6 protein-coding genes and 1 rRNA gene are annotated in these 8289 nt (G+C 73.1%); 6 read left to right on the top strand and 1 reads right to left on the bottom strand.

Annotation, left to right across the window (positions count from 1 at the left end; genetic code table 11):
- Positions 1–83 precede the first annotated feature (83 nt).
- Together rrf and JK361_RS24645 are read left to right on the top strand one after the other, a co-directional pair.
- Positions 84–200 (top strand): 5S ribosomal RNA (gene rrf, locus JK361_RS24650).
- 1331 nt (positions 201–1531) lie between these two features.
- The gene (locus JK361_RS24645; RefSeq protein WP_201821845.1) at positions 1532–2398 is read left to right on the top strand and encodes a tetratricopeptide repeat protein; all 867 of its coding nucleotides are present in this window, start codon (positions 1532–1534) and stop codon (positions 2396–2398) included.
- An 82-nt stretch (positions 2399–2480) separates the two neighbouring features.
- Here JK361_RS24645 and JK361_RS24640 read toward each other — a convergent pair whose 3' ends face one another.
- Positions 2481–3764, bottom strand: a complete 1284-nt coding sequence (locus JK361_RS24640; RefSeq protein WP_201821815.1) for a DUF1015 domain-containing protein — start codon at positions 3762–3764, stop codon at positions 2481–2483.
- A 74-nt stretch (positions 3765–3838) separates the two neighbouring features.
- Between JK361_RS24640 and JK361_RS24635 the strand changes: the two genes are divergently transcribed.
- From JK361_RS24635 to JK361_RS24620, 4 genes are all read left to right on the top strand, one after another.
- Positions 3839–4867, top strand: a complete 1029-nt coding sequence (locus JK361_RS24635; protein WP_201821814.1) for an HAD-IIA family hydrolase — start codon at positions 3839–3841, stop codon at positions 4865–4867.
- 281 nt (positions 4868–5148) lie between these two features.
- Positions 5149–6192, top strand: a complete 1044-nt coding sequence (locus JK361_RS24630) for a FecCD family ABC transporter permease (RefSeq protein ID WP_201821808.1) — start codon at positions 5149–5151, stop codon at positions 6190–6192.
- Positions 6189–7235: a FecCD family ABC transporter permease gene (locus JK361_RS24625; RefSeq protein ID WP_201821806.1), complete on the top strand. Its 1047-nt coding sequence runs from the start codon at positions 6189–6191 to the stop codon at positions 7233–7235. The genes JK361_RS24630 and JK361_RS24625 overlap by 4 nt, the downstream gene beginning before the upstream one ends.
- Entirely contained in the window at positions 7232–8080 is an 849-nt protein-coding gene (locus JK361_RS24620; protein ID WP_201821804.1) for an ABC transporter ATP-binding protein, read from the top strand. Before JK361_RS24625 ends, JK361_RS24620 begins: the two co-directional genes overlap by 4 nt.
- Positions 8081–8289: the final 209 nt, after the last annotated feature.

Genomic DNA, 8289 nt, shown 5'->3' with positions numbered 1-8289 from the left:
AGTTCTGAGGCAACGACTGTTGCCGGCTTCAGAGCAGAACGCATAACTACAAAGTGTGCTTGTTCGCTCGAAACCATTAGGGTTTCGGTGGTCATAGCGTGAGGGAAACGCCCGGTTACATTCCGAACCCGGAAGCTAAGCCTCACAGCGCCGATGGTACTGCAGGGGGGACCCTGTGGGAGAGTAGGACGCCGCCGAACAATCTTTGGAGGACCCCTGGTCCCAGCGTTCAGCTGGGACCAGGGGTCCTTTCGTTTTTACAATGCTTGCGGTACCGAAGACAGGAGTCACCATGTCCACCAACTCTCCCGACGACCGACCGGAGCGCGACCAGCGGCGACGGGACAGTGGTGACCGTGGTGAACGCGGCGGCTACCGCAGTGACCGTGGCGACCGCGGCGGCTTCCGCCGGGACAACGACCGCCGCGACGACCGCGGTTACGGCCGGCGTGACGACCGCGGTGGTTACGGCGCCCGCCGTGACGACCGCCGGGACGACCGGCGTGATGACCGGGACCGTGGTGAGCGTGGCGGCTTCCGCCGTGACGACCGCCGCGATGACCGCCGGGACGACCGGCGGGACGACAGCCGTGGCGGTGGCTACCGTCGCGAGGGCGAGCGGGGTTCGCGTCCGTCGTACCAGCGTGATGACCGTGACCGTGGCGACCGCGGCGGCTTCCGCCGTGACGACCGTGGTGGCGAGCGCCGTGACGACCGCGGCGGCGATCGTCCCTCCTACCGTCGTGACGACCGCGGTGGCGACCGTCCCTCGTACCGTCGCGACGACGACCGGGGCGGCTACGGCCGGCGTGACGACCGCGGTGGTTACGGCGCCCGTCGCGACGACCGCCGGGACGACCGGCGTGACGACCGGCGTGACGATCGGGACCGTGGTGAGCGTGGCGGCTTCCGCCGTGACGACCGCCGCGATGACCGGCGTGACGACCGGCGGGACGACAGCCGTGGCGGTGGCTACCGTCGCGAGGGCGAGCGGGGTTCGCGTCCGTCGTACCAGCGTGATGACCGTGACCGTGGCGACCGCGGCGGCTTCCGCCGCGACGACCGTGGTGGCGAGCGCCGTGACGACCGCGGCGGCGACCGTCCCTCCTACCGTCGTGACGACCGCGGTGGCGACCGTCCCTCGTACCGTCGCGACGACCGCGGCGGTGACCGTCCCTCGTACCGTCGCGACGACGACCGGGGCGGCTACGGCCGTCGCGACGACGACCGCGCAGACCGCGGGTTCCGGCGTGACGATCGCCGTGACGACCGCGGTGGTGACCGCCGTGGTGAGGACCGTGGTGGCTTCCGTGGCCGGGACGACCGGGGCGACCGGGGCGAGCGCGGTGGCTTCCGCGGACGTGACGACCGCGGCGCCCGCGGCCCCCGCAGGGACGACCGTGGCGGTCGCCCCGGTGGCTTCCGGGGCCGTGACGGACGGGACGACCGCCGTGACGACCGGCGCGACGACCGCCGCGGCGGTGGCCGCTTCCGCGATGAGCGGGACCGGGACCGGGAGCCCATCAAGCGGCTGCCGATCCCGGAGGACGTCACCGGCGACGAGATCGACAAGGACGTCCGGCAGGAGCTCCAGAGCCTGCCCAAGACGCTCGCGGAAGACGTCGCCAGGAACCTGGTGATGGTCGCCCGGCTCATCGACGAGGACCCCGAGGGCGCCTACGGCTACTCGAGGGTGGCCCTGCGCCTGGCGTCCCGTGTGGCCGCCGTACGCGAGGCCGCCGGCTTCGCCGCGTACGCCAACCAGAAGTACAGCGAGGCCCTCGCCGAGTTCCGGGCCGCCCGGCGGATGACCGGCACCGTGGAGCTGTGGCCCGTGATGGCCGACTGCGAGCGCGGGCTCGGCCGGCCGGAGAAGGCGCTGGACATGGCCGGCGCCCCGGAGGTGCACAAGCTGGACAAGGCCGGCCAGGTCGAGATGCGGCTCGTCGCCGCCGGTGCCCGGCGTGACATGGGACAGCTGGACGCGGCCATCGTGACCCTCCAGAGCCCGGAGCTGGCCTCCAACTCAGTGCAGCCGTGGACCGCGCGCCTGCGCTACGCCTACGCCGACGCCCTGCTGGCCGCCGGCCGGGAGCGCGAGGCGCGGGAGTGGTTCGCGAAGGCCGTCGAGGCCGACCGGGACGGCAGCACGGACGCCTCCGACCGGCTCGCCGAGCTGGACGGCGTCGAGTTCGTCGACGCGCTGGCCGAGGACGAGACCGACGAGTCCAGCGAAGCCGACGAGTCCGCCGAAGCCGTAGAGGCCAGCGAGGCCACCGAGGCGGCGGAGTCCACCGAGGCGGCGACTCCGGAGGCCACCGAGGCCGCGGAGGCCACCGAGGTCACCGAGGCCGCGGAGTCCACGGACGCCTCCCCGGAGGACGGCGACAAGGACTGACGCACGTCAGCGAGAAGAGGGCAGGCCCCCTGCGGGGTCTGCCCTCTTTCGTGTGTCTGTCCGCCCCCCGTACGGTGCCGGCTCAGATCTCCAGCGCCCGCAGCACCAGCCCCGAAGCCGGTTTCGGGCCGAACGACGTCGACTTCCTGGGCATGGTCACGCCCTGCCGGGCCAGGTCGCGCACGACCTCCTCACGGACCGGGTGCATCAGGACCGCCGTCCCGCCGTCCCGTTCCGCCTTCTCGACCGTCGCCGCCGTGTCGTGGATGTAGGCGATGTGGGCCGGGGAGTCCTCGGGAATGTGCCAGACGTGCTCCAGCAGCGTGGCGTGCAGGACGGTGGCGTCCAGGGAGCGCCAGGCGGCCGGGCGGTCCGCCGGGACCGTGCGGGCCAGCAGGTCCGGATCGGGGCGGTCGAGCAGGTGGAAGGCACCGTCGCCGGCCAGCAGGAAGGCGTTGCCGGCGCAGGACGCGTCCGCCAGGGTCGTCAGGGCGTCCGCCAGCGGCACGTCGAGACGCCGCACCCGGAACAGGTCCTCCACGGCCCGCAGCGCGTCCGCGACCGGCAGGCCGTGGAGCAGGCGGTGGATGGCGCGCACCCGCAGCGGATAGCGGGCGGTGTCGACCAGCAGGACCAGACCGTAGTCCCAGGGGCTGGGGGAGGGGTGCTCCGCGCGCAGCCGCCGGTAGGTGGCCCAGCGGTGGTGGCCGTCGGCGATCAGGGCCTGGCGGCCGGCGAGGTCGGTCTGGATGCGGGCCAGGTCGTCGGCGTCGGTGACGGACCACAGGCGGTGCCGGAAGCCGTCCTCGGTGGTCGTTGCCAGCAACGGAGGCTTTTCCGCCGTGCGCTCGACGACCTCCGCCGCCGAGCCGTCGCCCCGGTACGTCAGCAGCAGCGGTTCCAGGTTCGCGCGCGTGGCGCGCATCAGGGCGGCACGGTCGGCGACCACGGGCGGCATCACGTCCTCGTGCGGCAGCACCACGCCCTCCGCGGGCTCCGAGACCCGCAGGGTCCCGATGACTCCGCGCTGGAGCATGCCGTCGCCGTCCCGCTGCTCGTACACGTACAGGCCGGGCTCGGGGTCGGCGGCGAGGATGCCCTCGTCCAGCCAGCGGCGGAGCGTGTCGGCGGCCTGCTCGGTGCGGGCGCTGGGGGTGCCGGCCTGGGGCAGGATCAGCCGGACGATGTTGTGCGGGTCGGCCGACTGGAGGTGGTGCAGGCCGTCGGGCCGTACGACGACGTCGTAAGGAGGAGAAGTGACGGAGGCGAGGCTGCCGACCCGGTCCGGGTCGTAACGGAGGCCTCGGAACGGGGTGAGTTCCAGGCCGCGGCGCTGCGTTGCCTCCGGGTGACCTGCTGTGTTCATCTCGGCATCGTACGTGTGTCAGTGGCATGGGGGATGATCGGGGGAAAGGCGAGTGAACGAGGAGCGATGTGGACATGAGCCAGAGCGTCAGGACGAGGCCCGAGGCCAGTGGGCAGCCCCTGAACGAGGCGTACGACACGGCGCTGCTCGATCTGGACGGGGTGGTGTACGCGGGCGGCAGCGCCATCGCGCACGCGGTCGACTCGCTGGCGGTGGCCCGAGCGGGCGGCATGCACCTCGCGTACGTCACCAACAACGCCCTGCGGACCCCGGACACGGTGGCCGAACACCTGACGGAGCTGGGCATACCCACGGGCGCGGACGACGTCATCACCTCGGCGCAGGCCGTCGCCCGGCTGATCAGCGAGCAGGTGCCGGCCGGGGCGCGGGTGCTGGTCATCGGCGGGGAGGGGCTGCGGGTGGCGCTGCGCGAGCGCGGTCTCACGCCGGTGGAGTCGGCCGACGACGACCCGGCGGCGGTCGTCCAGGGCTACGGCGGGCCCGAGCTGCGCTGGGCACGGTTCGCGGAGGCTTCGTACGCCGTCCGGCGGGGGGTGCCGTGGTTCGCGTCCAACACCGATCTGACGATCCCGAGCGGGCGGGGCATCGCGCCGGGCAACGGGGCGGCCGTGGAGGTCGTACGGATCGCCACCGGCGCCGAGCCGCAGGTCGCGGGCAAGCCGCTGCCCCCGATGCACCGCGAGACGATCATCCGGACGGGTGCCGAGCGTCCGCTGGTGGTCGGGGACCGGCTGGACACGGACATCGAGGGCGCGTTCAACGGCGGGGTGGACTCGCTGCTGGTGCTGACCGGTGTCACCGACGGGGCGCAGCTGCTCGCCGCGCCGCCGCAGCACCGGCCGACCTATGTGGACGCCGATCTGCGGGGGATGCTCACCGGGCAGCCGGAAATCACCCGGGAGGGTGAGGGGTTCAGCTGCGGCGGATGGACGGCGACGGCCGGGACGGACCGGCTGGAGCTGACGGGCGACGGCGAGGCGCTGGACGGGCTGCGAGCGCTGTCCGCGGCGGCCTGGACGGCGGCGGGCGAGGGCTCCTGCGCGCTGGACGGCGAAAAGGCGCTGGCCCGGCTGGGGTTGTGACGCTCCGGAGGCGGCACCCGCAGGGAACGACGCCCCGAGGTGGCACCCGCGGCCGACACCACCCGCGGCGAACACGCCCGCAGCGGTACGCGCAGTGCGGCGACCCACAGCGGCACCCGTAGGGAACACGCCCGCAGTGTCATCCGCAGGGAACGCGATCCGCAGTGGCGACCGTGGACACGACACGCGGCCCGCCGCGGTGTTCACCGGAGCGCGGTCCCGCGGTCGCGCGCACGACACCGGGGATCGAGATCAGTGCGAGGGTAGGCTAACCTAACCTCGTGTTGGTCGACAGTCCTCCGGAACAGCGCGCGGAGACCGCCCCCGCGCCCCCAACCCGCCGGGTGGTCAGGGCCCTTGGGCTCCTGCTCTCGGTCGTGCTCCTGCTGCTCGTCGCTCTGGCGAGCATCGCGATCGGTGCGAAAGGGCTGTCGCTGGACCAGGTCTGGCACGGCCTGTTCCACGACACGGGCACGTACGGAGACGTGGTCGTGGACGAGCGGCTCTCGCGTACGCTCCTCGGCCTGCTGGTCGGAGCCGCGCTCGGGCTCTCGGGCGCGGTGCTTCAGGCACTGACCCGAAACCCGCTGGCCGACCCCGGTCTGCTCGGCATCAACGCGGGCGCCTCCGCCGCCGTCGTCACGGCCATCACCTACTTCGGCGTCACCAGCCTCACCGGTTATGTGTGGTTCGCGTTCCTGGGCGCCTCGGCGGTCGGCGCACTGGTGTGGTTCCTCGGCGGCAGCCGGGGCGCCACCCCGGTGCGGCTCGCGCTCGCCGGTACGGCCATCAGCGCGGCCCTGTACGGCTACCTCCAGGCCGTGATGATCACGAACGGCGCGGCCCTGGGCAAGATGCGCTTCTGGACCGTGGGTTCGCTGGTCTCGGCCGGCTACTCGACCATCACGCAGGTGCTGCCGTTCCTCGCGGTCGGCACGGTCCTCGCGCTCGCGCTGGCCCGGCCGCTCAACGCCGTGGAGATGGGCGACGACACCGCCCGCGCCCTCGGCGCCAACCTCGACCGCACCCGGGCGCTGGCCATGCTGGCCGCCGTGGTGCTGAGCGGTGCCGCGACCGCCGCCTGCGGCCCGATCGTCTTCGTCGGCCTGATGGTGCCGCACGTCGTGCGCTCCTTCACCGGCCCCGACCTGCGCTGGATCCTGCCGTACGCCACGGTCCTGGCGCCCGTGCTGCTGCTCGGCGCCGACGTCGTCGGCCGGGTCGTGGCCCGCCCCGCAGAGCTCCAGGTCGGCATCGTCACCGCGATCATCGGCGGACCGGTCTTCATCTTTCTCGTACGACGGCGGAGGACGGCCCAGCTGTGAAGACCCACTCCAGGAGCCGTGCCGTACGCACCCCCGGCGGGCTCTCCCTGCACGTCGACCTGCGCGCCCTGACCGTCGTCGTGCTGCTGCTGGCCGCGGCGGGCGCCGCCGGGATCGCCCTGATCGGCACCGGCGACGCGAAGATACCGGCGGCCGACGTGCTGCGGACGCTCGCCGGGAACGGCACTGCCTACCAGGACTTCATCGTCAACGAACTGCGGCTGCCCCGGGTCCTCGTCGGCCTTTTGGTCGGCGCCTCGCTCGGCCTCGGGGGCGCGCTGTTCCAGTCGATCTCCCGCAACCCGCTCGGCAGCCCGGACGTGCTCGGCCTCTCCCAGGGGTCCACGGCCGGCGCCCTGGTGGTGATCGTGCTCATGTCCGGCAGCGCCGCCCAGGTGACCGTGGGCGCGCTGGTCGGCGGACTGGCGACCGGTCTCGCCATCTACGTGCTCGCCTGGAAGCAGGGGGTGCACGGCTACCGGCTGGTGCTGGTCGGCATCGGCGTCAACGCGATCATGACGGCGGTCAACGGCTATCTGCTCACCAAGGCCGACCTGGTCGACGCGACCCGTGCGGTGGTGTGGATGACCGGCTCGCTGGGCGGCCGGGACTGGGAGCAGGTCTGGCCGCTGCTCGGGCTGTGCGCCGTGCTGCTCCCGCTGGTCCTCGCCAACGCCCGCGGCCTGCGGATGATGGAGATGGGCGACGACATCTCGAACGCGCTCGGTGTCCGTGTGCAGCGGGTGCGGCTGCTGCTGATGGTCTCCGCCGTGCTGCTCACCGCCGCCGCCACGGCCGCCGCGGGCCCCGTCAGCTTCGTCGCGCTCACCGCGCCGCAGCTCGCCCGCCGCCTGACCCGCTCGCCGGGACCCAACCTCGTGCCCTCCCTGTGCATGGGCGCGGCCCTGCTGGTCGCCGCCGACTGGGCCTCGCAGCGTGCCTTCGGCGCCGACCAGCTGCCCGTCGGCGTGGTCACCGGCGTCCTCGGCGGCGCCTACCTGCTGTGGCTGCTGGTCGCCGAGCGCCGGGCGGGCCGGATATGAGCGGCACGAACCCGAACAACCCTAGGAGCACCGCTGTGAACCGCCTCTCCGCCGAGAACGTCACCCTCGCCTACGACCAGCGCGTCATCGCCGAGGAGTTGTCGGTGGAGATCCCCGACAACTCCTTCACGGTGATCGTCGGGCCGAACGCCTGTGGCAAGTCGACGCTGCTGCGGGCGCTGTCGCGGATGCTCAAGCCCCACCAGGGCCGGGTACTGCTCGACGGGCAGGCCATCCAGTCGATGCCCGCCAAGAAGGTCGCGCGGACCCTCGGCCTGCTGCCGCAGTCGTCCATCGCGCCCGACGGCATCACGGTCGCCGACCTCGTCGGCCGGGGCCGCTACCCGCACCAGGGCCTGCTGCGCCAGTGGTCCGCGGAGGACGAGCGCGTCGTCCAGGAGTCGATGCGGCAGACCGGGGTCGCGGAGCTGGCCGAACGGTACGTGGACGAGCTGTCCGGCGGGCAGCGGCAGCGCGTGTGGATCGCCATGGCGCTCGCCCAGCAGACCCCGCTGCTGCTCCTGGACGAGCCGACCACCTACCTGGACATCCAGCACCAGATCGACGTCCTCGACCTGTGCGCCGAGCTGCACGAGACCCAGGGCCGCACCCTGGTCGCCGTCCTGCACGACCTCAACCACGCGGCCCGCTACGCCACCCACCTCATCGCCCTGCGCGGCGGCACGGTGATCGCCGAGGGCGCCCCGAACGACATCGTCACGGCCGAGCTGGTCGAGGAGGTCTTCGGACTGCGCTGCCAGGTCATCGACGACCCGGAGACCGGGACTCCGCTGGTGGTGCCGGCCGCGCGCAAGGTCCGTGCGGAGCGGGCCACGGCCGCCTGACGGCCAGGCCGGCCAAGACACCGGGCGCCCGGCCGCGGCCCCCCGCAACGACGTCCGGCGAACGGGCTCACGGCGGCGCCCGGCGAACGGGCTCACCGCGGCTTCCCGTGGCCGTGCCCGCAGCGGCTTGCCGTGGGCGGGTCCACGGCGGCTTCCCGCGAACGAGCCCCAGCGGCTCCCCGTGAAGGAGCCCCAACGGCTTCCCGCGA

This window comes from Streptomyces musisoli (genome assembly GCF_016741855.1).
In the GTDB taxonomy this organism is placed as follows: domain Bacteria; phylum Actinomycetota; class Actinomycetes; order Streptomycetales; family Streptomycetaceae; genus Streptomyces; species Streptomyces musisoli.
The sequence above is the reverse complement of the archived record's forward strand: the minus strand, read 5'-3'. Positions and strand labels throughout refer to the sequence as shown.

Coding starts and splice junctions, on each gene's coding strand:
- JK361_RS24640 (WP_201821815.1), bottom strand. CDS start 3,764: ATGAACACAGCAGGTCACCCGGAGGCAACGCAGCGCCGCGGCCTGGAA.
- JK361_RS24635 (WP_201821814.1), top strand. CDS start 3,839: ATGAGCCAGAGCGTCAGGACGAGGCCCGAGGCCAGTGGGCAGCCCCTG.
- JK361_RS24620 (WP_201821804.1), top strand. CDS start 7,232: ATGAGCGGCACGAACCCGAACAACCCTAGGAGCACCGCTGTGAACCGC.